Here is a 22,070-nt window from a genome sequence, read left to right as displayed (position 1 = left end):
GTGAGATTGCGGGACCGGGCGCATCCTCGGCAACCTCTACGTCCTGCACGATGAGCCCCTGACCCCGTTCGAGGCGATGCAGCTCGACCCGGACTACCTGCAGCTCGTCAGCCAAGCCCTGGGCCATTCGGCCAGGGCCGTTCAGGTCGTGGGCTTGCACACGCTCAATGAGATCGCCGAAGACCCGCTGCTGTCTGGCCGCATGCTGCCCTCGCGGCTGCAGGTCCTTGCCGAACGCCTCGCAAGCCAAGGCATTGGGTCGCAGGAGAGTTATCCACAGGAGGACACGGTTCACGATTCCGAAGAAGGGGCGCCGAGCCTTCTTCGGAATTCTGATCGGCCCTCTTCGGATTCCGAAGCAGGGCCAAAACACGCAGCAGACGGCGCTCTTCGGAATCCGAAACAGGACCGTACTGTACGTAGTAGTCGTATTAATGAAGTACGTACTACCGCGCGTGAGCGTGGGCAGGCGCGCGCGATGCCGGGAGTTCGTCTGCCTGATCGCTTTCTCGGCTTGAAAGATGAACAGCAGGCCGGCGCCATGGTGGCATTGCAGCAGGTCGATGCCCCGCTACGCCAGGCCGTGCTGGACGAATGGGCGGATCGCTGTCGTGGCAGCACCATCCGCAACCCGGCAGGCTACCTGTTCGGCATCATCCAACGTGCCATCCGTGGCGAGTTCAACGCATGGGCCAGGCAAGCTGGGTCAGCACCGCCACCTGCCCCTGCACGAGATGCACCGCCTGAGCCACCGCGCAATGTAGTTCCGCCCGAGGTAGCCCGGCAGCACATCGACCGGCTGCGCGACCTTCTGCGCAGTAGCTGAGCGCGACGAGCGACAAGGGCGTGAAGCAGACGCCCGTGGCCGTCAGTAGAGCTATCCCCTGGGGATAGATGTGATGCAAGGCGTAACACCGAAAGACACAGGCTGGGTGCTTCTGTCCACGGTGCTGCAGTGGCGTCCGGTTCCTGAGCGCACCCACCATCTGCGCGAGCAGCGCTCTGTGGCGTTTGATGGAGCTATCCCCTGGGGATAGCTCGCATTGCGGGCCGCCACCACCACGACAACCGGGGACCAGTTCATTTCGGTTTGTTGACTGACTGCCTTCCGCTGCATGCCGATCCTGACCGCTCCTTTTCCCAAGCGAGCGGACACCATGGCAACCAACGAACCTCTGCAACTCAATCTCGGCTCTTTGCGCAGCGCGATGTCGCTGACGCTTCACACCCACCACGCATCGCGCATCTGGCATGGCCGCGCCGCCGCCGAGGGGCGACCCGGCATCGTCGGCCTGAACGGCTACATCGCCGTGATGAACAAGATGAAGCGCGGCTCGGAACAGGATGACCCGTACAGCGACTGGTGGATGTTGCGCATCGAGGAAAAGCTCGACCAGGCCAAGACCACGTTGCAATCGCTGCGCGAGCAGGTGGACCAGGCATTGGCCGGCGTGCCAGCGGCGTTGAGCCTGGGCGAGAACCTCAACGTGCAACCGGTGAAGCTCCCCTTGTTCGTGAACGCGCAGCTCGGCTTTGCCGCGGTCTATCTCCTGGCCGACTATGACGACATCGCCCGCAAGCTGATCCTCGCCCATCACACCGCGCTGATCGATCGCTCGACATTGGAGCGGTGGCTCAACGAAGGCGCTCACACGCTGCGCAGCCTGTTCAGCCTGGCCCAGCAGTACCGCTACTCGGGATGCACCCGCGACGACTTCGCGGCCAAGAACGCCGCAGCGCGGGCGGCGCTGGAGAAGTTCGGCGACTTGCCGCAGGACGTGCTCGAAGGCGCTCGCCGCTCGAAGTTTGCGCCGCCCGTCGTGCGCCGCGGCCTGCAACAGCGCAGTGATAGCGCTGCCGCAGCCGCACCTCCCAGCGACGAAGGCACTGCCGCCGATCCGGCCGAGGCCAGCACCGGCGAGGACGAACAGGCATGAGCGACCCGAACCGCGAACCTCGCTACTTCCGTGGTCTGGAACAGCCAGCCTTCATGCGGCTGGAACACGCGGCCTCTCTAAAAGGCCTTTTAAAGCCTTTTAAAGGTAAAGGGGACTTCGAGGCCTGGGCCAGCCAGTGCTTCGCCATGCGCGACGAGTTGATTGCCCTGGCGCAGCGACAGGTGCTGCCACAGGCGTGCGGGCATCCCTTCCACCTGCTTCCCGTCGAGCTGGCCCAGCAGATAACTGGCGCGGGAACGACGTTCCTTCGCTGGCGCAAGCACGACCGCTCGGCCATGGGCGTGGCGCTGTGGCAGGAACTGGTGGCGAGCACCAGCACGCCGGTCAACCTGCTGGCCGACCTGCACGCGATCGAGTTACAGCGCATCACGTTGAACATGCAGATCAGCCTGCTGCACACCTTGGGCAGGCAGGCGCAGGAATGCGCCAGCAAAGCGGCCGAAGCGGACAACGCATACCTGCGCCGGCTCAAGTCCACCCCAACCGCAATGCGCGATCGGTGATTGCGCCAGACATCCCAGCACGCACCCGGCGCCGATGAGGCACGGGTATTTCAACCACCACGGAGATCACATCATGAGCACGCATTTTTCTGGCGAAGGCAATATCGGCTCGCCACCGGAGTACCGCGAATTCCCCAATGGCAACGACGAGCCCAACCGCCTGCTGCGCCTGAACGTCTATTTCGACAACCCCGTTCCCAAGAAGGATGGCACCTTTGAGGACCGTGGCGGCTTCTGGGCGCCGGTGGAAATCTGGCACCGCGACGCCGAGCACTGGCAGCGCCTCTACCAGAAGGGTATGCGGGTGCTGGTCATCGGCCGCATGGAGCGCGAGCCCTGGACGGACAACGAAGATCAGCCACGCGAGACCTGGCAAGTCAATGCGCGCAGCGTAGGCATCTTGCCGTACCGCATCGAGTCTGTGGTCCTCAGCCCGAAGCCACAGGAGGCAGAACCGAAGCCGCAGGCCGACCAGGAATCGACCGCGCCGAAAGAGACGAAGCGCCGGAAGTGACCCGGCATGGAGGGCGGCTGCCGCAGCGCTTCGCCGCCCTCCATGCGCCGCGAGCTATCCCCAGGGGATAGCTCCATCAACGTCCACCGACTTCCACGCGTTCCCGCGAATCGCCGCTCCCGAACCGCATACCTCCGGCCACTCGCCATTACCGCACAAGCCCTTCCATCCCGTGAAAGCGGTCGCCGCCGCGTGCCGCTTGTTTGCTGCTGCCCCCGGTGGTGCTCGGCATCCTCGATCCCAGCAACTCCATGAACCATGGGAATCGGATGAACGGATATGCGGCTGTTCTTGTGCGAGAAGCCCTCCCAGGGCAAAGACATTGGCCGGATTCTCGGCGCCACACAGCGCGGTGAAGGCTGTCTCAACGGTTCCGGCGTCACCGTCACCTGGTGCATCGGCCATCTCGTAGAAGCCGCTACGCCCGAAGCCTACGACGAGCAGTTGAAGCGCTGGTCCATCGAGCAGTTGCCCATCATTCCCCAGCATTGGCGGGTCGAGGTCAAACCGAAGACCGCCACGCAATTCAAGGTCGTCAAGGCGCTTCTGGCGAAGGCGACCCAGCTTGTCATCGCCACCGATGCCGACCGCGAAGGCGAGTTGATCGCCCGCGAGATCATCGAACTGTGCGGCTACCGCGGCCCCATCGAGCGGCTGTGGTTGTCGGCACTCAACGATGCGTCCATCCGCGCCGCCCTCGGCAAGCTACGGCCCTCAGCCGAGACGCTGCCGATGTACCACTCGGCGCTGGCGCGATCCCGTGCGGATTGGCTGGTGGGCATGAACCTCAGTAGGTTGTTCACGGTGCTGGGGCGGCAGGCCGGCTACGACGGCGTGCTGTCGGTCGGCCGCGTCCAGACCCCGACGCTCAAGCTCGTCGTGGACCGCGACCGCGAGATCGCAGCCTTCGTGTCCGTGCCGTACTGGGCCATCGTCGTGTCCCTGTCCGCAGGTGTCCAGGCTTTCACCGCGCACTGGGTTCCACCCAATGCCTGCACCGACGACGCAGGCCGCTGCCTGCAGCAGCCGGTCGCACAGCAGGCCATGCAGCAGATCCGCGCTGCGGGCAGCGCCCACGTAGTGTCGGTTGAGACCGAGCGCGTGCGCGAAGGCCCGCCGCTGCCGTTCGACCTGGGCACCTTGCAGGAGGTGTGTTCAAAGCAGCTCGGGCTGGACGTGCAGGAAACCTTGGAGATCGCCCAGGCCCTGTACGAGACGCACAAGGCCACGACATACCCCCGCTCGGATTCCGGCTACCTGCCCGAGAGCATGTTTGCCGAAGTGACCACCGTTCTCGACAGCCTGCTTAAGACCGATCCCTCGCTGCGCTCGATCATAGGCCAGCTCGACCGTTTGCAGCGCTCGCGCGCCTGGAACGATGGCAAGGTCACGGCCCACCACGGCATCATCCCGACGCTCGAACCGGCGAACCTCTCCGCCATGAGCGAGAAGGAACTGGCCGTGTACAGGCTCATCCGGGCGCATTACCTAGCGCAGTTCCTCCCTCACCACGAGTTCGACCATACTGTGGCCAAGCTTTCGTGCGGTGGGCAGAACCTTGCGGCCACGGGCAAGCAGGTTGTCACGCCGGGCTGGCGCCAGGTGCTGGCCGAGCCGCAGTCCGAGGACGGCGATGGCGACGGCGACACCGCGGCCCGCGCCCAGGTGCTACCGGCGCTGCACGAAGGTCTGGCATGTCAGGTGGCCGATATCGATCTGAAGGCACTCAAGACGCTGCCGCCCAAACCGTACACGCAAGGCGAGTTGGTCAAGTCTATGAAAGGCGTCGCCAAGCTGGTGTCCGATCCCCGCCTGAAGCAGAAGCTCAAGGATACGGTCGGCATCGGCACCGAAGCGACCCGGGCCAACATCATCGGCGGCCTGATCGCCCGCGGCTACCTCGTAAAGAAAGGGCGCGCCATCCGCGCCTCGGATGCGGCTTTCACCTTGATCGATGCCGTGCCTGCGGCGATTGCCGACCCCGGCACCACCGCCGTCTGGGAACAAGCGCTCGACATGATCGAAGCCGGCCAGCTCACGCTGGATGTGTTCATCGGCAAGCAGGCCGCATGGATTTCGCAGTTGATCGCGCAGTACGGCAACGCGTCCCTGTCTATCAAGGCTCCCCAAGGGCCGACATGCCCGCAGTGCGGCGCACCCACGCGCCAGCGCAGCAGCAAGAGCGGCCCGTTTTGGTCGTGCAGTCGCTACCCGGACTGCAAAGGCACGCTGCCGGTCGAATCCGGCAGCTCCAAGCGCGCCGCCTCGCGCCCGCGCCGTAGCGGCCGCAAAGGCTCCTGACCGATCCCGTTCCCCGTGAGCCGTGCCCGCCTTCGGCGGCGTGGCCCGTGTCCCGCATGCCCTGCGGGACGCCCAGCGCGCAACGCCTTCTTGATTTGTGTGCGCGTCCCGCCCAGCCGTCCCCGGCCGCGGGACCTGAAGGTAGCTTCTCTGCGAGCCGCACCACGCGCGTTCTGTTGATCTGCGTTTCTTCCGCCCTCTGCGAAGGGTCTCCCGGTGGCTTGCCAGCGTGCACGAGCCACCGGGAGACCCTTCGTGGTCAGCGGTAATCGGTGCCGGTGCCCGCCGGTGCAAAAACGGGCTCCCTTTGTGCGCGGATGTGCGCCAGACGATGCCGGCCCCAGCCACGACATGGGCCGGGTGTGATTGCTGAGAGCAGACGGTTCTAGCGACGACCGGGCCTGCCAATCAGCCCACGGGTGGCTCCTCTTTCCTCCCGAGCCGAAGGCCGCAGGGCCTTCGGCGCCTTTTTCCTGCCCATCAACGTCCCGGTCCGGCCATTGGCCTGGGCCACACGAACAGGAGAGATGACATGCACCCTCAATATTGCGCGCAACTGCTGTACGGCAGTGTGTGCAGCGGCATCGATCCAGCTTCTCCTACCCGTCCTGACAGCCCCGCACTTGCTGCGGGGCTTTCTTTTTCCACGTTCGCCAATCGGGGCTGTAGCAGGTGCCGATTTCCGGCTGACGTGGCTCGACTCGCGCACGAAGCTGCCTGCATGTGTCGCTGATCCGTCAGCACCATGCCAGCAGCCAGGGTTTCCAGGCTGCCGCGGATTCTCTCCGCGCCACCCGCCAGTCCGCCATCGCATCGAGTCTGCGGACGCGCGTCCTCGTGACGCCGATGCTTTTTCTCAACCGCATGCGGGAGCTGCCATCCCGTGAGGGACAAGGCCCTCGCTTCTCCAAGGAGCCCATCCATGTCCCAGCAAGCCTCTTTCGGCCAGTTGGCCTTGATCCATTGCGGCAAGTTCCTGCCGCTCGAAGTCCTGCATAGCGCCGCCGGCCACTACATCGGCACGCGCGATACCGAAGGTCCCGTTTCGCGGGAATCCAGCGAGTACTTCCGCAGCTATGTCGCGGCTCAACGTGCCCTAGAAAGAGGCGGCTGGTCCCAGCTCGCCACGCCCTGATCCAACTGGAGGAATCACGTCATGAACCAGCTTTTGCCACAGGAAGTCGTCGATCAGATCATGCGGGAAGAGCAGCATTTCGCCGCCGCGCCCCAAGCCTTCTTCGAGGCCTGGAAGCGCGGTGTCGAGATCGCTGGCCCGCAATGGTTTGGCGACGGCACACGCGAAGGCCTGAACCAGGCCAAGAGCAAGTGGGATCTGCGTCCCGACATGCTGCGTGCCAACGACGCTCTCGGCGTCCTGAGCAGCGGAGAACGCATGTTCCTGTCCGCCATGTTCAGCTTCTACAACGCGCGCGAGGGCGGTGCCATGCTCAAACGCTGCCACTTCCAAGGACTGTCGGACTTCGACGGTCTCGATCTGCAACGCCGCAAGGTCATCGCCGACCTGCTGGTGAACTACAGCGGTTGGTGAGCCGGCTTCCGGAATATCACCACCTTGTCGTTCGCCACCCCATGAGGGACATGCGCCCACCAGGCCATGTCCCTCAATTTTCCCTCCGTCAGCCAGCGCGGATTGGCCCAAAGCCATCGATCAGTGCCGCCTGACGCTTTTTCGACTTTCAACCCACCGGGGTCCAGTTCCCGGTGGCGGGGATTGGCTCCATTATTCAATCTGGAGAAATCCTATGACCCAGAATCCCAACCCCTTTGTACGCGGCTACTGGAATCTGAAAATCGTCCGAACGCTGTGCATCAGCTACGAAGACGGAAGCCCGCATGTGTGGCGAAACATCCACGCGAGCCAACAGCACCTCTCCGACGAGGAGCTGGTTTCTTCCCCCTGCATCGTCACCAGCGACTTCGCGGTGGTCAGGAATGGCACTGTGCCTGTCAGTGCCGAACTGATGGCCGAATGCGATGCCATTGAAGGCGTCAGCGGCGAAGGCGTGGTGGGTGCGGTGGTTTATGCCATCCATGGCGACGACCTGGACGGTCGCCCGGTCCACGTCGGTGATACCTATTCGGCCGAGGCCGCGCGAGACGTGGTGCAGCGGTTGGGTTTCGAGACCGGCTATTACAGCCGATGCTGGGAAATCAGCAGCGCGCACATCAGCCAGGAAACCGGCCAGTACCTGGCCAGCCTAGCGGACCTTGCGACACCGGAGGCCTTTCTGTTCATCGCCTTCCGGGTTCCATACAGCCCAGCGATCGGCGTCAAGCTGATTTCCACGCCCTGGACAGACAAGAACCTGGAGTATGCCGAGGGCATCAGTGCGGAGCAGCTTCGGCAGGAACACCGGGACAAGGGCATGCCTGACGACCTGGCGAACATTCTTGAATTGGCCGGCCAGGCCGATGTGCGCATCCTCATCCTAGACGCTGACGCACCCGCGCTACTGGGCCTGCCACTGGCCGAGATCTAGCAGACGCGCGACGCGCAAGCCTTCCCCTTTATCCCCCACATGCCAGCCCGCCTCCCACCAGGAGCTGGGCCGGTTCAATTCCATAGGAGCAATCTCATGTTCCCCGATCTCATCTCGCCTACGCCTGACTTCGAGAATCAGCTTGGAGCCTGCGTTAACGCCATGAGCCAGAACGACGCCATCGGCCAGATTCTGGTGTTCGAGCGCATGAGCGGCACGCTGCACATGCGCCATATCGACAGCGCCGATCTGATGGACACCGACATTGACGACTACGAAATGGTCGTGTTTGACGGTGGCAATACAACCGGCGACACGTGGAAACACGTGTTCTTCCCACGTCAGCGCGAACACTATTTCGTGTACGAAGCCTGACATCTCCAGCCCCTTTCGAGGGGCTTTTTCTTGCGCTGAACCGGGCTGCGTGGACAAAGGGAAACACCCGGATGCCAATTGATTGCTGCCGCGCGCGCAAGGGCCGCCCATGCTGACCCCATGCCTGCTGACGTTGTCAGCGACATGCCAGGCAATCATCGGTCTTCGAGGTTGCGGCGCAGTTTCCACTGCGTGACCGAGCCAGCTCGCACCGCATCCATACGCGAGCGGCCACCAGTCTCTGGTGGTGGATGCTTTCGCCTTATCAACCCACCGCGGGGTTACGCACCTTTCCCCGCATGCGTGGGCTCGGTGTGTCTCCGCTTTTCCCAATGGAGATTCACCATGAACACCACGTCCAACGAGAAATCGTATTTCGACCTCCACACATCGGGCATCGGCTACATCCAGCGTGTCCGTGAAGTGCCCGTCAGGGGCGGCCGCCGTGCGCAGCCCTTCCTGGCATGCACCATCGCCGCATTGGTCGGCCCCGCCAGGGACCCCAGCTACCGCTACTTCGATGTCAAGGTCTCGGGTGCCGAGGCCAAGAAGCTCGTTCAGCGCTACATCGGCGTTGACGATTCCAAGCAGCGCCCGCTGGTGCGCTTCCGCCTCGGCGACCTTTGGGGCGATGCGTACATCCGCGACAAGGGCGAAAACCAGGGCAAGGCCGCCGCGTCCCTCAAGGCGCGACTGCTCAAGGCCGAGCCGATCGAGCGGGCCGAACTGGCTTCAATCGAGCAGCACGAGCTGATTACCCGTGGCATCGGCTACCTCAACCGTCCGAAGGACGTCACCCCCAAGGATGGCGATCCGTTCCTGTCATGCTCCATCGCCGCATTGGCCGGACCTGTCGATGAACCGGAATATCGGTACTTCGACACGATCGTCGCCACCCTCGGGGCCGAGCATCTGGTTCGCCGATGCGTGCAGGCCATCGAAGGGGATCGCAAGGTGCTGATCGCCTTCCGTCTCAACGACATGAAGATCGATCCGTACATCCGTACCAAGGGCGAGCACGCTGGGGCACCGGCCGCAAGCCTGGAGTCGACGCTGATCCACATCGGTCTGATCAAGATCGATGGCACCCAGGTCTATCCGATGAGCCAGGCGCAAGCCGAGGCGCCAACGGTGGAGGACGCACCCGCGCCCGAAGCCGACAACGCCATCGACACTGCCGCCGACGCCGTTTCCGACCTACCCGTCGAGTCCGCCGAGCGCGAGCCCGAGGGTGAAGTCGAGGAGCAGGAGCCGGCCTTGGTCGCTTCGTTTTGATCCGGCATGGCCCCTCATGGGGCCTTGTCGCTTCTCCTCCCTAGCATCCGCCGCGTCCCCAAGACGCCAAAGGTGCTTGCGTCTTTTCATCCCCCGAGTCCCGCGTGGTCACACGACCGCGCGGTTACCGCATTTCTCAAAGGAGATCAGCCATGTCTCTGGCATCCCGTTTTGCTCCGCAATCCCCGATCCTGCGCTCCGATCGCCCACTCTCGGACGACCGTATTCGTGCCGTTGTTCCCTCGATCTTTGCCGACGCTCCGCATGGGAGCCGGTCCGATCGGTATGCCTACATACCGACCTCGGTCGTGCTGACCAGGTTGCGCCAGGAGGGTTTCGAGCCCTTCATGGTGTGCCAGACGCGCGTGCGCAACGAGGATCGGCGCGAGTACACCAAGCATCTCATCCGACTTCGCCATGCAAGCCAGATCAACGGCGACGAGGCGAACGAGATCATCCTGCTCAACAGCCACGACGGCACGAGCAGCTACCAGATGCTTGCCGGCATGTTCCGGTTCGTCTGCCACAACGGCCTGGTCTGCGGTGACACCACCGCCGACATCCGCGTTCCTCACAAGGGCGACGTGGCAAGCCAGGTGATCGAAGGTGCCTACGAGGTTCTCGAAGGCTTCGAGCGCGTGCAGGACGCGCGCGATGCGATGCGCACCATCACCCTCGATGAGGGCGAAGCGGAAATCTTTGCGAATTCCGCGCTCGCACTCAAGTACGACGACCCGGCCAAGTCCACCCCTGTCACGGAGAGCCAACTTCTGGCGCCCAGGCGCTGGGACGACCGCAAGAACGGCCTGTGGGCCGTCTTCAACCGCGTCCAGGAGAACCTCGTCAAAGGGGGACTGAATGGACGCTCGGCCAATGGCCGCAATCAACGCACCCGTCCGGTGCAAGGAATCGACCAGAACCTGCGCCTGAACCGGGCGTTGTGGCTGCTGGCCGAAGGCATGCGCCAGCTCAAGGCGTGATGCCAAGCGGACCTCGCCCAGCTCGGGTGAGGTCCATTTCCTCTCATCCACCGGGCGCCGTCGGCGGCCCGCTATTCGTCATCAGGAGAACCAACATGGCAACCACATCGGCGCCCGAGCAATCGGTATCGCCCATCATTGTTCCGGGCCAGCTCACGCTGCGCACCATACGCGGCAAGAACGGCCCGTTCACCGTCGGCCGCCTTGTCACCCCCATCGGCAAGTTCGCGGTCAAGGATGCGGAGCTGGAGCAGTACCCCGAAGGAAAATACGACGGGGAATTCATCATCCGCTACATCTTCCCGAAGTCCTATCCGGTCGGCGACGGCATGCGGTTCGAGATCCGCGCCAACCTGGACGGAATGACGCTCAACGGAATCGACAAACTGAGCCGCGACGAAGCCCGAAGCTTCGCCACCCAGGACGTCGATCCACTCGATGAAGAGCTGGGGACGCAGCCTGCAGCAACGCCGGCCAAGTCTGCCAAGGCCTCCACGCCCGCCAAGCACGCACCCGTGCAGGCGTCGGCGGATCCTCTGGTCGATACCACGCCCTTCGGTGTGGATGCGCCGACGCCCGCTGCGGCGGCTGCCCCCGGCAGCACCGAAGATGGCGACGCCGCTCTGTTCGGTCTGCTGTGGCCGCTGGGCGAGTCCGTGAAATTGGATTCGACCATCGACCGCCGCGCCCTGCGCGCGCAGATCGCCCGCCTGGGCGAACTGGGTTTTGCGTTGGACTTCAAGACGCAGGAGTGGAGCCGTCAGGCCGAACTGCAACCTGCGTGATCGCAGACGCCGCATCCGCGGTGTTCTTCATCCACCCGCCGGGGTTCCTTCCCCCTGCGGGGGAGGCCTCGGCCATTTTCTGGAGGTCTCCATCATGTCCACCATCGCTTTCGATGTACCCCGTTCCGCGCTGGATGAATCCGCATGGCGAGCTGTTTGCAAGACAGCCGCCGAGCACGCCCAGCGTGGTTGCGGCCTGTCCTGGGATCATTGGGTCACGCTTTTCAGTTCGGAGATCGACGCGCAAGCTAGTCGGTTGCCGGAAAGCCAGCGAGCTCAGGCCCTGGAAATCGCAGCCCACGAATGGGACTACGCAACACCCGCCGAGCGGCAGGAAGCCCAGGACTGGAATGCGGAGCATGGCTATTGCTCGCATGGGATCGAGTTCGGCTACTGCCCGGCCGGTTGTGATCGCGACGATGACGACTGGGACTAAGGGCAAAGCATAGGTTCCTTCGCCGCACCTGCGGCTTTTCATCACCCGCCGGGAGGCCCTCCCCGTGGGGAGGCCTCCGGCTCTACTTTTCCAGGAGGCCTCTCATGGGCTGGTATTTCTCACCCCAATCGCGGTCTGAACTGATCGCGGAACTGATCGCACCGCAAGAGACCGAGCGCGCCAGCGTCAAGGTCATCGCCCACGCGCTGCGCGGCAACGTCCTCTGGTCTGTCGCGGAAGTGACGGCCAAGGTCGAAGGCGTACATCGTGATCTCGCGCCGGGCCAATCCCTGCGCTACATCCGCTGCGATCTGCTTGAACGCAGCGGCGGCCAGTGGGGTTACAAGCCGCTGGACGAGTCCATGCACCCGTACTACTACTCGTGCCCGCTGTCCTATCTGGACCTTGCACCGGAGCAGTCTGCCGAATGGCGTGCAGGCGTTCGCGCCTACCACGCTCGGCGACGCACACCCACGGCTGTCACGGCACCCGCCGCAACGCTGATGGTCTGAGCCAGGAGGAACCGACATGGACCTGATCCTCGCTGCGCTCTCCCCCTCGCTGCTGGCGCTCGTTGAAGGGAGTTTGTCCAACGACGAAGTGTCCTCCGACGAGGAGATGCTGGAGTACTTCATCAGCAACGGCCTCACCGAGAAACAGGCGCGGCAGGCACTGACCTACCGCGACCAGTACCTCAACAACATCTACCTGGACGGCTTCACGCCGATCACCGCGGTGGACGAGGTGCTTCACTTCAACCCGCACACCCGGCAGTTCGAGCCGGACTGAGCGGTTTTCTTCCACCCCCAGGGGCAGCACTTGCCCCAGCGGGCGGTGCTGTTCCCGTTCATCCGAGGACACCACCATGCCCGCACACACTTCTTCCACCACGCTGTACCGCATCGACGAATGCCCGGATGTGATGGCCGACGCCTGCGTCGGCGACGACCAGGGCAACCTGATCTTCCTGTCGATCTGGGCGCGGGACACCGCCGTCCAGCAGTTCCTCGCTCGCCTGACCCTTGGGCGCGACGAGCAGGGACTGGACCAGTTTCACGTCATCACCGACCAAGGCGGCAGCGTCCCGGTGTTCATCGGCAACGTCGATCGCCTGGAAAAGCGCATCACGCGCGCCTACCGGCGAACGCTGTTCGGTTCGCTGTCCAACGTGTGGCTGTTCGACCGGCGCTGCGTCAAGCCCGACAAGGCCAACGCCAGCGCGCTGGCATTGCTGCCACGCGACAGCGCCCACCGGCTCGACCGCCTGTGGACGCTGGTGCGGGACACGTGCCCGTTGCCGCTGCTCGACCACTGGCGCGAGACCGTGCTGGAACTGCTGCAAAGCCGCGAGATGCTGGGCCGCCTTCCGTTCGCCCTCGGGCCGCTGGAAGGCCATCGGCTCGCCATCGACGTGCCGACGCTGACCCTGGCGCTGGGCTCCCTGATCCGCAGTGACGTGCTCACCGCCTATCCATACCCGGCCAAGATCTGGACGCCGGAAGTGGTAGCGGCCTGACCCACCCTCGGAGGCACGCCTTGGTGTGCTTCCGTCTTTCATCCCCGCCAACCAGGAGACTTCCATGGCCCTCATGTTCCCGCGGCTTGCCCGCAATTTCGTGAAGAACGGGTATTTCCCGACTGATGAACCCACGCTCGAAAGAGCCCTCAACGCACTGATGCCCAGCGACGGGCCGATGTGCATCCTCGATCCCTGCGCCGGCGAAGGCGTAGCGATCGCCGAAGCCGCCCACGCCCTCGGGCGCGAGCAGGCCAAGGCGTTCGCCGTTGAGTTCGACGCGGAGCGGGCACGCCATGCCCGCGGCCTGGTCGATCACTGCCTGCACGCGGACCTGATGGACACGATGGTCTCCAAGCAGTCGTTCGGACTGCTCTGGCTCAACCCGCCGTATGGCGACCTGTCCAAGGACGTCAACGGCAACATCGGCTATCAGGGCCAGGGTCGTGCCCGCCTCGAAAAACTGTTCTACCAGCGCAGTTTGTCGTTGCTGCAATACGGCGGCGTGCTGGTCTTCATCGTCCCCGGCTACGTGCTCGACGCGGAGCTGGTCGGCTGGCTGACGCGCCACTACACCGACCTGCGCATCTACCGAGCGGTGGAGACGCAGTTCAAGCAAGTTGTGATCTTCGGCCGGCGGGTGCGCCAGCGCGAGCAGGCCTCGGATGGCGTCAAGGCCGTGCGCAATCTGCTGCTGCAGGTTGGGCAAGGCGAGATCGAAGCTGACGAACTGCCGAGCGAATGGCCGTTCCTGCCGTACATCGTCCCCGCCAGTCCGGCCGAGCCGGAGCATTTCTTCCGCGTGACGATGGAGCCCGAGCAGTTCGCCGACGAGGTTGGCAGGCTGCAAGGCCTCTGGCCGTCGCAGGACACGCACCTGGGGGCCGCGCAGCAGTCGCTGCGTCCACCGGCGCGGGCCTTGTCCCACTGGCATCTCGCCCTGGCTCTGGCCGCAGGCGCGATCTCGGGGGTTGTGCGCTCCAAGACGGGGCGCGTGCTCGTCGTCAAAGGTGACACCCACAAGGACAAGACGCTCCAGCGGGAATTCACCGAACGCGAAGACGGCTCCATCGCCGAGACCCGCATCCTCACCGACAAGTTCGTACCTGTCATCCGCGCGTGGGACATGACGCCTGGCTCCCCGACACGGGGCGACGTCTTGACCATTCGTTAATCCACCGGACGCGCTGCTGTCCTGCTGTACCACATCGAAGGAGAAACACCATGTTCCCAAATCTGTTCAAGCGGCCCGCGCCGCAGAAGCAACCGTTGTTCGCACCGGGCTCGCTGAAGTTGAGCGAGAAGGTGCATTGGTTGGCCCGCAAAGGCCTGATCGACCCCTTGACCTATGTCCAGCGCCATGTGCGCGGTGACTGGGGCGAGATCGACAAGGCCACCCGCAAGGCCAACGACGTCGCACTCCAACAGGACAACCTGATGATCTCCTACTACCGGATCACGCCGGAGCTGGTTCTGATCGTCAAGACCAGCGAAGACCACCAGACCACGGTTGTCCAGCTTCCCGAAGAGCGCGACATGATCTGAAGTCACCCATCGTCATCCCAGTCACCTGACGGAGCCACTTCACTCCGCCAGGGGTGTCGTGGCTCAATGAATCCATCAAGGAGGAATCCATGGCATCCCGACACATCGAAACCTACTGCCAGGACCTGCTGTTTCCGGTAGGTGCACTCATCCTCAGCGAAGGTATCGACCGCCTGGTCCGCGCCGGTCGTCTTGACCCGATTCCGTACTTCCGTCGCCATGTCCGTGGCGACTGGGGGGACGTCAGCGACGGGCAATGGCAAGCCAACGGCATCGCACTTCAATCGGGTGCTTTGCTGGAATCGCACTACGTGATTCATCGTGCGCTGCGCATTCGCATCGTCACCGATGCGAAACGCCATCTCACATCCATCGTGCTGCCGTCCGAAGACTAAGCACATTTCACCAGCAGGCCGCCAGCGCCTGCGTTTTCCATCCACCGTCGGCCGTGTGCCGATTGATCTTCCCACCCTGGGGCAGGCCATTGCCCCTTTGGGGGTGGTGCATGCCCCATTTTCTTTGGAGCATCACCATGTCCCTCGATCTCGAAAACACTACCGCCGAAGCCACGCCCGTACAGGGCGAACTGCTCGACGCGGAATCCAACCCTCTGACCCTGAGCCTTCAGGATTTTGTCGGCGAGTTCGGCGACGAACTGCTCGACGCCCTCAACAGCGCCAATCCGCCGGTCTATACCGGCCAGCCGCAGGCGCATCGTCAACTCGTCGTCGCCAGCCTCAAACGCAAGCTATTCCAAGCCCAAGCCGAAGTCGTCCATGCCGCCGCCGAGCTGCTGATCGACCGTGGCGAACACGCCGCGATCGTCAACGGCGAGATGGGTTGCGGCAAAACGACCGTTGGTATCGCCACAGCCGCCGTGCTCAACGCCGAAGGCTATCGCCGTACCCTGGTTCTTTCTCCACCGCACCTGGTCTACAAGTGGCGGCGCGAGATCCAGGAGACGGTGGCAGGCGCCAAGGTCTGGGTGCTCAACGGCCCGGACACGCTGGTCAAGCTCATCAAGCTGCGCGAGCAGTTGGGTGTGCAGCCCACGGGCCAGGAGTTCTTTGTCCTGGGGCGCGTCAGGATGCGGATGGGATTCCACTGGAAGCCTGTCTTCACCACGCGGCGCACCCGCCATGGCGACGTGGCAGCGTGCCCTGACTGCGGCACGGTCATCACCGACCTCGACGGCGAGCCGGTCAACCCGGTCGCGCTCGAAGCCGAGGAGTACCGCAGGAAGTGCAGCCATTGCGCCGCGCCCCTGTGGACATTGATCCGCCCGCGCAGCCTGTCCGGCAGCGACCAGTCCTCGGCCGTGCTGAAAGCGTTGAAGCGCATCCCGACGATCGGGGAAGTCACCGCGCAGAAGCTGATGCAGAAGTTCGGCGACGGGTTCCTGGCGTCGATGCTGGGCGACAACATCCATGAGTTCATCAACCTCATGGACGGCAACGGCGAGCTGGTGTTTTCCGACCGTCAAGCCACGCGCATGGAACGTGCGATGGCCAACATGGAGTTCGGTTTTGGCGAGGGCGGCTATCAACCGTCCGAGTTCATCAAGCGCTACCTGCCGCAAGGCACGTTCGACCTGCTCATCGCCGACGAGGCCCACGAGTACAAGAACGGCGGCAGCGCCCAGGGCCAGGCCATGGGCGTGCTGGCGGCGAAGGCTCGCAAGACCTTACTGCTGACCGGCACGTTGATGGGCGGCTACGGCGACGATCTGTTCTACCTGCTGTTCCGAGCCCTTCCCGGGCGGATGATCGAAGACGGCTATCGCCCGACCACGAGCGGCAGCATGACCTCGGCCGCGATGGCGTTCATGCGCGATCACGGTGTCCTGAAGGACATTTATTCCGAGAGCACCGGGACGGCGCACAAGACCGCGAAAGGCACGAAAGTCAGTGTCAGAACGGTCAAAGCTCCGGGCTTCGGCCCCAAGGGCGTGCTGCGCTGCATCCTGCCGTTCACGATCTTCCTCAAACTCAGAGACATCGGCGGCAACGTTCTGCCACCGTATGACGAGGAGTTCCGTGAAGTCGCGATGGACACGGCGCAAGCCGCGGCCTACCGCGATTTGGCGGGTCGGCTGACCGCGGAGCTGAAACAGGCTCTGGCGCGACGCGATACAACCTTGCTGGGTGTGGTCCTCAACGTGCTGCTGGCCTGGCCGGACTGCTGCTTCCGGTCGGAGACCGTGGTGCATCCGCGCACACGCAATACCTTGGCGTTCGTCCCGGCTCAGTTCAACGAGTTCGAGATCAGCCCCAAGGAGCGTGAGCTGATCGACATCTGCAGGGAAGAGAAAGCACAGGGCCGCAAGGTTCTGGCCTACACGGTCTATACCGGCACGCGCGACACGACTAGCCGGTTGAAGGTATTGCTGGAGCAGGAAGGCTTCAAAGTGGCGGTACTGCGCGCAAGCGTGGATGCCAGCCGCCGCGAGGACTGGATCGCCGAGCAGTTGGACCGTGGCATCGACGTGCTCATCACCAATCCCGAGCTTGTCAAGACGGGATTGGACCTGTTGGAGTTTCCGACGATCGTGTTCATGCAGTCGGGCTACAACGTGTATTCGCTCCAGCAGGCGGCACGCCGCTCTTGGCGTATCGGGCAGAAGCTGTCCGTGCGCGTGATCTACCTGGGCTACGCCGGCTCCTCGCAGATGACCTGCCTGGAGCTGATGGCCAAGAAGATCATGGTCTCGCAGTCCACTTCGGGCGATGTACCCGAATCGGGGCTCGATGTCCTGAACCAGGATGGTGATTCCGTCGAGGTCGCATTGGCCCGGCAATTGGTAACTGCGTGATCTGCTGTCTGCCGGCATCCTTTCGGGGGTGCCGGCATTTTTCTAGGAAATTGCTGCTCGGAGGATTCGATCACCGCCCCGGTCCCAGCGCGGGGAAGGCTAAACTGATCAGACAATACCGAGATTCAAGGAGGCACTATGGCTATGGTGATCGAAGCAGCATATGCAGATGGTACTGGTGCAGCCAACGCACTGCATATGTCTCAGGCGCAGTGGGAAGAGTTGCAACGGGCGTACTGCGTCGGTGATCTGCTGATGCCTTGCTGCAACGCTCCAGCGATTCCCAAGGTTAGTGCTAATGGGTACCCCTTCTTCGCGCATCTAGGAGGTGCGTGCAGTACTTCCGAAGAAAGCCAATGGCACCTGGCGGCCAAGATACTTGTGCGCAGCGTGCTTGAAGATCTTGGATTCCGTGCCTCGGTTGAAATGCCGGGTTCGGGTGATGCAGGTCGCTGGCAGGCTGATGTCTGGGGTGAGCGCAATGGGGTTAGGTTGGCTGTCGAGATCCAAAGATCGTATCAGTCGCTCCGTGACTACCGTAAACGCCAAGAGCGGTACCGCGAGGCGGGCATCAAGTCTCTTTGGTTGCTGCGGCAGGAGCGATATAGCACTCTCACCAAGAGCATGGGAAAGGAGCGTCTGCGCACCGAGTTTGGGGGCAAGTTCCCTTCGGCCGGCCACTTCGGCCCGTGCCTTTCTGACCTGCCGGTCGCGATGCTTGAGCTAGATCCGGCCCCAACGGTCAAGGGTGCCGGATTCTTCAACGCAACCCTTCCAAACATACTTGAAGCAGTGCTTAGTGAGCGCTTTCTTTGCATCAACGGTCTATGGTGTATCGATAACCTAGACTCGATGAATAACGCCGCCAGACTCGCGCGCGAGCGTTTCGCAGCCAATCGCTTGGCTGCAAAGATGTAGCTCGACTGTGGTGTTGCTCGACATGCGCCGACGCAGCACCGACACTCCAGATTCCCGGGTTCACACTCAAATGCCAGCGGCACGCATTCGCGCCTCCAGCTCATCAAGGAATGGCGAGCGCCCAAAGCGCATAGGGCCATAGCGGCCATCAACGAAGCCCGAATACAGCATGTGGACCTCGTCGCGAGCACGTGTGAGTCCCACATAGAAGAGCCGGCGACTTTCGCGCAACTTCTCTGGAGTTTCATTGCGCCACGGCAGATTTCCGAGGTCGAGTCCAACCATGATGACGACGTCGTACTCACAGCCCTTTGCGGAATGCAGTGTCAGCAGATTCAGGTGATCGGGCGAACCGTCCCGACCGCCCAAACTCGTGATGTCTAGCGAAGCCAGTGCACCGCCTTCAGCGAGCGCTGCCGTCATGCGATCCAGTTGCTCCTTCTGATCAGCGAGCGCCAATTCAGCCGCCAGCAGATGATCCACTACACCGTTGCGCAGCGAAGCAACAAATTCTCGCGCAGGTTGCTGGTCAGCACGCAGCTCCCATAGCAAGGCGGTTAGCTCTTGCTCTTCGCGCTTGGCCTGTGAATCGTCCAAGCTCGCCCGATGAAATGCGCGATAGCGGTCGAGTAGTCCACGCAATTGTGGGCGTCCAACACGCCAGCCACCCGCGCACCACGCCGCACAATCTTCTACCCAACTTGTTAGGGCAACCTTGCGGTAAGGTGCTGCGGTATCCACACGGATGTGATCGAGACCACCGGTTGCCACAGCTTCAGCCACGATATCGCCTGCGCGATAGTCTTTGTATAGGATCGCGATATCGCCCAGTGTTCGTCCCGGCTTGGAGGCTAAGGCCGCCGGAATGATCTGCGCGACGGCGTGCGCAGCCTGGTCCGCCATACCACCCGGGCGCAGGACAAATTCGATGGTCGTTTGTCGCGCAGGATCGCTCGCTTGATAGCCTCGGGCTTCTCCAAGCGCCATCTCTGACGCAGTCACGATCCCTGCACCAGAACGGTAATTTAATTGAAGCTGGACAGGCTCAATGTCTCTGCGAGCCGCCAATTCCATGAGCAACGCGCCATCAGCTCCCGTAAATCCATATATCGACTGATCCGCATCCCCGACAGCGAAAAGTCGGACACCCCCGTCGAAGGCAAGGCGTTTGACGATGCGATGCAGTGCCACGCCTAAATCCTGGTACTCATCCACCGCGAGCACGGGGAATTTTGCCTGAACCAGAGGTAGTACCCAGTCGTGCTCGGCGATCAAACGCTGGCCGAAGACAACCATGTCATCGTAGTCAATCAGCCCCTCGTCGCGCAGAGCGGCCTCGTAGGCCTCGGCCCAGGCAGCGAGTTCCTCCTCGCTACGCCAAGCGACGCTATTTCGATTGAGCACGGAACGGCGATGCCGCCCGAGGTCAATAACTTTGTACGGATGGTTCTGGCCGAAAAGCGCATCTCCAGTTTGCTTCAACAACCGATCACTGACTCGTTGAGTGGCTACCGAAAGTGGGAAAGATATGGGCAGGCCGGCCAGGCGTCCATACGGCATCAAGAGATGACGCAGACAGAACCCATGGACCGTACCAATGAAAAGATTAGGTGCCTGCTGAAGTCCCAAGTTTTCAATTCGGCGAGCGAGTTCGCGAGCGCACTCCTGGCTATAAGTGATGCACGCAACGCCACGAGGGGCCTCGACGTCTTCGGCCAGGATGCGGGCGAGCTTTAGGACGAGTGTCTTGGTCTTACCGCTCCCGGGACCAGCGAGTACCACACAATGTCCTTGAGAGTTGTAAGCTGCCAACTGCCCTGGATTTCCAGCCAACTCGGCAGCCTGCGCCAGGTAGGCTGTACCGACGTTACGCGACGGCATCGCGGATATGCTCCAGCGCAGAGCGAATGTAGGCCGGGCAAACGTCCTCAGACACCGACGGCGCAAGTGCCTGTGCAAATCTCCCCTTGCCAATCCGTTCAATCAACTTCAGCAGCCGGTCTTCATCGACCTGATCCGGATCATCCACCCACTCTTGCAATGCGTCCCGGGTGACTTGCCTCAGCGGCAACTCCTGCTCGATTACCGACTTCATCGCCTCGGTCATTCCGGCGGCAAATAGGTCGGATTCCAGCGTGCTCTCGTTGACGAAGTATCCAAACTCTGCGGCGTATTTGAGCACCTCATCTATATCCAGGTCATCGTAACCATATTCGTCATCGACCTCGTTTAAGAGATTAATTAATCGCCTGTGGGCTAGTGGAGGTTTGCCATTGACCGGGTCGCGATCTGTCAAAATTACATGTGGAATATTTAGCCCTTTAGGGCCCAAAAGCTTCACATAAGGAGTGAAGTTCGTCCCCCCGACCGAGCACACAGTGATTCCAAGTATGTCGAAAGGAATCCCGAGGGCGTCGGCGAACGCGGGAATGATGAAGCGCTCGGCGTCCCCTTCAACCAGAATCACTCCCCGGGAAAATAATATTTCTCCGCGAGTGACGTCGATGTAGCGCTGGAGGTCGTCTTCATCCCTCTGTGTGAAAGGTGTGTTCGCGGTCGAAACCGCGACGGTTTTCCCGTCCGTTGCGTTATGACGCAGGAGAACGATGGACCTAATCGGTGTAACGCTTGCGATATGCGGCGAGTGAGTAGTGAGAATTGTCGTCAGTGGAGGGGCTTCGTCCTCATCTTCCGCTCTTGTGCCGAGAAAGTAGCGATAGACAAGACGCTGGACATGCGGATGCAGGTGCGCTTCGGGCTCCTCGACGACGAAGAATGTGTGGTCGCGCTCCCCCTCGGAGACGAGACGGTCGAGTTCGAGGCTCTTCAAGGCCAGGAAGATCAGATTCGCCGTTCCTAGGCTGGCATCGCCGACACCGCGAACACCGTTGTCGATAAGCAGCCGAAGGCTACGCAGCAATGCATCCACTCGTGTAGGTGCAAGTCCGAGCGATACCGGGACAGCATGTTGCCCCCCGGCGATTGCGATCAGCCGTTCGCTGATCCGTTCTGCTGTCGCTACCACTTCCTCGTGTCCAGCCAGCTCTCGCTGTGCTTGGTCGACCTGATTCTGAATCTCCTCACGGGCGTCATCATCCAACGACGCGGCAAGATCCTCAATGAGTGGCCTCAATGGCGAATTGCGCCAGCTCGCAAGGTCCTTCTCAGCGTCACGCAGGGCTACCTGAACATCTATTGGCAACATCCGGCGAAGTGCGCCGCCGATACGCATTTCGGGATCGTTGCCACCGAAGATCACATACTCATAGTCCTTCAACGATTCCGGGGCGCGCCCCAGGCCCGCCTTAGGCTGGAAGCGGTAGGTGAGTCGGGCCACCATGGGTGGGCCAGGATCAATCACGCAATCGTTGAGGTGAGCCATCAGCCGGGGATCGTTTGTGAAGTCCGTTAGATCCACAGAGACCTCAATGGTCGCACCAACCTTGTCTTCGCCAAGTCCGTCCCAGAAATGTTCAAGCCCCAGTTGTCGATCGCGTTCAGACAAGCCCGGATCAAGGATCAACTGCAGGCCGCGAATGAAATTGCTCTTGCCAACCTTGTTCTCTCCCACGATGACGATACTTTCCCCCGTCTCGACATCAACATCCGAGAAATTGGCGAAATTGATCAACCTGACCCGAGAAACCCTCA

General features: G+C 62.4%; 22 protein-coding genes and 1 pseudogene. 21 read left to right on the top strand and 2 right to left on the bottom strand.

Annotation, left to right across the window (positions count from 1 at the left end; genetic code table 11):
- Window positions 1–4: 4 nt before the first annotated feature.
- From AC1RKI_RS17075 to AC1RKI_RS16975, 21 genes and pseudogenes are all read left to right on the top strand, one after another.
- Window positions 5–826: pseudogene (locus AC1RKI_RS17075) on the top strand (STY4528 family pathogenicity island replication protein); the annotation flags it as partial.
- A gap of 331 nt (window positions 827–1,157) precedes the next feature.
- Window positions 1,158–1,937 (top strand): PFL_4669 family integrating conjugative element protein, encoded by a 780-nt coding sequence (locus AC1RKI_RS17070; RefSeq protein ID WP_011871436.1) that lies wholly within the window; start codon window positions 1,158–1,160, stop codon window positions 1,935–1,937.
- Window positions 1,934–2,461 carry a DUF3158 family protein gene (locus tag AC1RKI_RS17065; protein ID WP_011871437.1) on the top strand — a complete coding sequence of 176 codons (528 nt, stop codon included), beginning with the start codon at window positions 1,934–1,936 and terminating at the stop codon, window positions 2,459–2,461. Before AC1RKI_RS17070 ends, AC1RKI_RS17065 begins: the two co-directional genes overlap by 4 nt.
- A 73-nt stretch (window positions 2,462–2,534) precedes the next feature.
- Window positions 2,535–2,975: a single-stranded DNA-binding protein gene (locus tag AC1RKI_RS17060; protein WP_009876576.1), complete on the top strand. Its 441-nt coding sequence runs from the start codon at window positions 2,535–2,537 to the stop codon at window positions 2,973–2,975.
- Between the two features lie 279 nt (window positions 2,976–3,254).
- Complete coding sequence (locus AC1RKI_RS17055; RefSeq protein WP_009876577.1) at window positions 3,255–5,276, top strand: DNA topoisomerase III; 2,022 nt, start codon at window positions 3,255–3,257, stop codon at window positions 5,274–5,276.
- A gap of 922 nt (window positions 5,277–6,198) precedes the next feature.
- Entirely contained in the window at window positions 6,199–6,411 is a 213-nt protein-coding gene (locus AC1RKI_RS17050) for a hypothetical protein (RefSeq protein WP_009876578.1), read from the top strand.
- A gap of 21 nt (window positions 6,412–6,432) precedes the next feature.
- Window positions 6,433–6,825: a hypothetical protein gene (locus tag AC1RKI_RS17045; protein WP_009876579.1), complete on the top strand. Its 393-nt coding sequence runs from the start codon at window positions 6,433–6,435 to the stop codon at window positions 6,823–6,825.
- Window positions 6,826–7,039: 214 nt separating this feature from the next.
- On the top strand, window positions 7,040–7,777 hold the full coding sequence (locus tag AC1RKI_RS17040; RefSeq protein WP_009876580.1) for a DUF5983 family protein: 738 nt from the start codon (window positions 7,040–7,042) through the stop codon (window positions 7,775–7,777).
- A gap of 96 nt (window positions 7,778–7,873) precedes the next feature.
- Window positions 7,874–8,152, top strand: a complete 279-nt coding sequence (locus tag AC1RKI_RS17035; RefSeq protein WP_011871439.1) for a hypothetical protein — start codon at window positions 7,874–7,876, stop codon at window positions 8,150–8,152.
- Window positions 8,153–8,497: 345 nt separating this feature from the next.
- On the top strand, window positions 8,498–9,427 hold the full coding sequence (locus AC1RKI_RS17030) for a DUF3577 domain-containing protein (protein ID WP_009876582.1): 930 nt from the start codon (window positions 8,498–8,500) through the stop codon (window positions 9,425–9,427).
- A 152-nt stretch (window positions 9,428–9,579) separates the two neighbouring features.
- On the top strand, window positions 9,580–10,407 hold the full coding sequence (locus tag AC1RKI_RS17025; protein ID WP_492794949.1) for a DUF932 domain-containing protein: 828 nt from the start codon (window positions 9,580–9,582) through the stop codon (window positions 10,405–10,407).
- A gap of 95 nt (window positions 10,408–10,502) precedes the next feature.
- On the top strand, window positions 10,503–11,192 hold the full coding sequence (locus AC1RKI_RS17020; protein WP_009876584.1) for a DUF3275 family protein: 690 nt from the start codon (window positions 10,503–10,505) through the stop codon (window positions 11,190–11,192).
- 94 nt (window positions 11,193–11,286) lie between these two features.
- Window positions 11,287–11,628 carry a hypothetical protein gene (locus tag AC1RKI_RS17015; protein ID WP_011871442.1) on the top strand — a complete coding sequence of 114 codons (342 nt, stop codon included), beginning with the start codon at window positions 11,287–11,289 and terminating at the stop codon, window positions 11,626–11,628.
- Window positions 11,629–11,732: 104 nt separating this feature from the next.
- Window positions 11,733–12,140: a hypothetical protein gene (locus tag AC1RKI_RS17010; RefSeq protein ID WP_009876585.1), complete on the top strand. Its 408-nt coding sequence runs from the start codon at window positions 11,733–11,735 to the stop codon at window positions 12,138–12,140.
- A 16-nt stretch (window positions 12,141–12,156) separates the two neighbouring features.
- Entirely contained in the window at window positions 12,157–12,417 is a 261-nt protein-coding gene (locus tag AC1RKI_RS17005) for a hypothetical protein (RefSeq protein ID WP_009876586.1), read from the top strand.
- A gap of 76 nt (window positions 12,418–12,493) precedes the next feature.
- The gene (locus AC1RKI_RS17000; protein ID WP_009876587.1) at window positions 12,494–13,144 is read left to right on the top strand and encodes a hypothetical protein; all 651 of its coding nucleotides are present in this window, start codon (window positions 12,494–12,496) and stop codon (window positions 13,142–13,144) included.
- A 40-nt stretch (window positions 13,145–13,184) separates the two neighbouring features.
- Complete coding sequence (locus AC1RKI_RS16995; RefSeq protein WP_254912368.1) at window positions 13,185–14,318, top strand: DUF6094 domain-containing protein; 1,134 nt, start codon at window positions 13,185–13,187, stop codon at window positions 14,316–14,318.
- A 50-nt stretch (window positions 14,319–14,368) separates the two neighbouring features.
- Window positions 14,369–14,689: a hypothetical protein gene (locus tag AC1RKI_RS16990; RefSeq protein ID WP_009876589.1), complete on the top strand. Its 321-nt coding sequence runs from the start codon at window positions 14,369–14,371 to the stop codon at window positions 14,687–14,689.
- 89 nt (window positions 14,690–14,778) lie between these two features.
- The gene (locus AC1RKI_RS16985) at window positions 14,779–15,084 is read left to right on the top strand and encodes a hypothetical protein (RefSeq protein ID WP_009876590.1); all 306 of its coding nucleotides are present in this window, start codon (window positions 14,779–14,781) and stop codon (window positions 15,082–15,084) included.
- Window positions 15,085–15,221: 137 nt separating this feature from the next.
- Complete coding sequence (locus AC1RKI_RS16980; protein WP_011871444.1) at window positions 15,222–17,501, top strand: helicase-related protein; 2,280 nt, start codon at window positions 15,222–15,224, stop codon at window positions 17,499–17,501.
- 138 nt (window positions 17,502–17,639) lie between these two features.
- Window positions 17,640–18,419 carry a competence protein CoiA gene (locus tag AC1RKI_RS16975; protein WP_017514159.1) on the top strand — a complete coding sequence of 260 codons (780 nt, stop codon included), beginning with the start codon at window positions 17,640–17,642 and terminating at the stop codon, window positions 18,417–18,419.
- 66 nt (window positions 18,420–18,485) lie between these two features.
- Here AC1RKI_RS16975 and AC1RKI_RS16970 read toward each other — a convergent pair whose 3' ends face one another.
- Both AC1RKI_RS16970 and AC1RKI_RS16965 read right to left on the bottom strand, forming a co-directional pair.
- Window positions 18,486–20,300 (bottom strand): ATP-dependent helicase, encoded by a 1,815-nt coding sequence (locus tag AC1RKI_RS16970; protein ID WP_020924957.1) that lies wholly within the window; start codon window positions 20,298–20,300, stop codon window positions 18,486–18,488.
- On the bottom strand, window positions 20,287–22,050 hold the full coding sequence (locus AC1RKI_RS16965) for an ATP-dependent nuclease (protein ID WP_134315833.1): 1,764 nt from the start codon (window positions 22,048–22,050) through the stop codon (window positions 20,287–20,289). The genes AC1RKI_RS16970 and AC1RKI_RS16965 overlap by 14 nt, the downstream gene beginning before the upstream one ends.
- Window positions 22,051–22,070: the final 20 nt, after the last annotated feature.

The sequence above is a fragment of the Cupriavidus sp. GW822-FHT06G04 genome (assembly GCF_058799075.1).
The sequence above is the reverse complement of the archived record's forward strand: the minus strand, read 5'-3'. Positions and strand labels throughout refer to the sequence as shown.

Excerpts from the sequence above, each read along its gene's own strand:
- AC1RKI_RS17040 (WP_009876580.1), top strand. The coding sequence starts at position 7,040 with ATGACCCAGAATCCCAACCCCTTTGTACGCGGCTACTGGAATCTGAAA.
- AC1RKI_RS17025 (WP_492794949.1), top strand. The coding sequence starts at position 9,580 with ATGTCTCTGGCATCCCGTTTTGCTCCGCAATCCCCGATCCTGCGCTCC.
- AC1RKI_RS17000 (WP_009876587.1), top strand. The coding sequence starts at position 12,494 with ATGCCCGCACACACTTCTTCCACCACGCTGTACCGCATCGACGAATGC.
- AC1RKI_RS17070 (WP_011871436.1), top strand. The coding sequence starts at position 1,158 with ATGGCAACCAACGAACCTCTGCAACTCAATCTCGGCTCTTTGCGCAGC.
- AC1RKI_RS16970 (WP_020924957.1), bottom strand. The coding sequence starts at position 20,300 with ATGCCGTCGCGTAACGTCGGTACAGCCTACCTGGCGCAGGCTGCCGAG.
- AC1RKI_RS16990 (WP_009876589.1), top strand. The coding sequence starts at position 14,369 with ATGTTCCCAAATCTGTTCAAGCGGCCCGCGCCGCAGAAGCAACCGTTG.
- AC1RKI_RS17060 (WP_009876576.1), top strand. The coding sequence starts at position 2,535 with ATGAGCACGCATTTTTCTGGCGAAGGCAATATCGGCTCGCCACCGGAG.
- AC1RKI_RS17005 (WP_009876586.1), top strand. The coding sequence starts at position 12,157 with ATGGACCTGATCCTCGCTGCGCTCTCCCCCTCGCTGCTGGCGCTCGTT.
- AC1RKI_RS16980 (WP_011871444.1), top strand. The coding sequence starts at position 15,222 with ATGTCCCTCGATCTCGAAAACACTACCGCCGAAGCCACGCCCGTACAG.
- AC1RKI_RS17020 (WP_009876584.1), top strand. The coding sequence starts at position 10,503 with ATGGCAACCACATCGGCGCCCGAGCAATCGGTATCGCCCATCATTGTT.
- AC1RKI_RS17065 (WP_011871437.1), top strand. The coding sequence starts at position 1,934 with ATGAGCGACCCGAACCGCGAACCTCGCTACTTCCGTGGTCTGGAACAG.
- AC1RKI_RS17050 (WP_009876578.1), top strand. The coding sequence starts at position 6,199 with ATGTCCCAGCAAGCCTCTTTCGGCCAGTTGGCCTTGATCCATTGCGGC.
- AC1RKI_RS17030 (WP_009876582.1), top strand. The coding sequence starts at position 8,498 with ATGAACACCACGTCCAACGAGAAATCGTATTTCGACCTCCACACATCG.
- AC1RKI_RS17035 (WP_011871439.1), top strand. The coding sequence starts at position 7,874 with ATGTTCCCCGATCTCATCTCGCCTACGCCTGACTTCGAGAATCAGCTT.
- AC1RKI_RS17055 (WP_009876577.1), top strand. The coding sequence starts at position 3,255 with ATGCGGCTGTTCTTGTGCGAGAAGCCCTCCCAGGGCAAAGACATTGGC.
- AC1RKI_RS16985 (WP_009876590.1), top strand. The coding sequence starts at position 14,779 with ATGGCATCCCGACACATCGAAACCTACTGCCAGGACCTGCTGTTTCCG.
- AC1RKI_RS17010 (WP_009876585.1), top strand. The coding sequence starts at position 11,733 with ATGGGCTGGTATTTCTCACCCCAATCGCGGTCTGAACTGATCGCGGAA.
- AC1RKI_RS17015 (WP_011871442.1), top strand. The coding sequence starts at position 11,287 with ATGTCCACCATCGCTTTCGATGTACCCCGTTCCGCGCTGGATGAATCC.
- AC1RKI_RS17045 (WP_009876579.1), top strand. The coding sequence starts at position 6,433 with ATGAACCAGCTTTTGCCACAGGAAGTCGTCGATCAGATCATGCGGGAA.
- AC1RKI_RS16975 (WP_017514159.1), top strand. The coding sequence starts at position 17,640 with ATGGCTATGGTGATCGAAGCAGCATATGCAGATGGTACTGGTGCAGCC.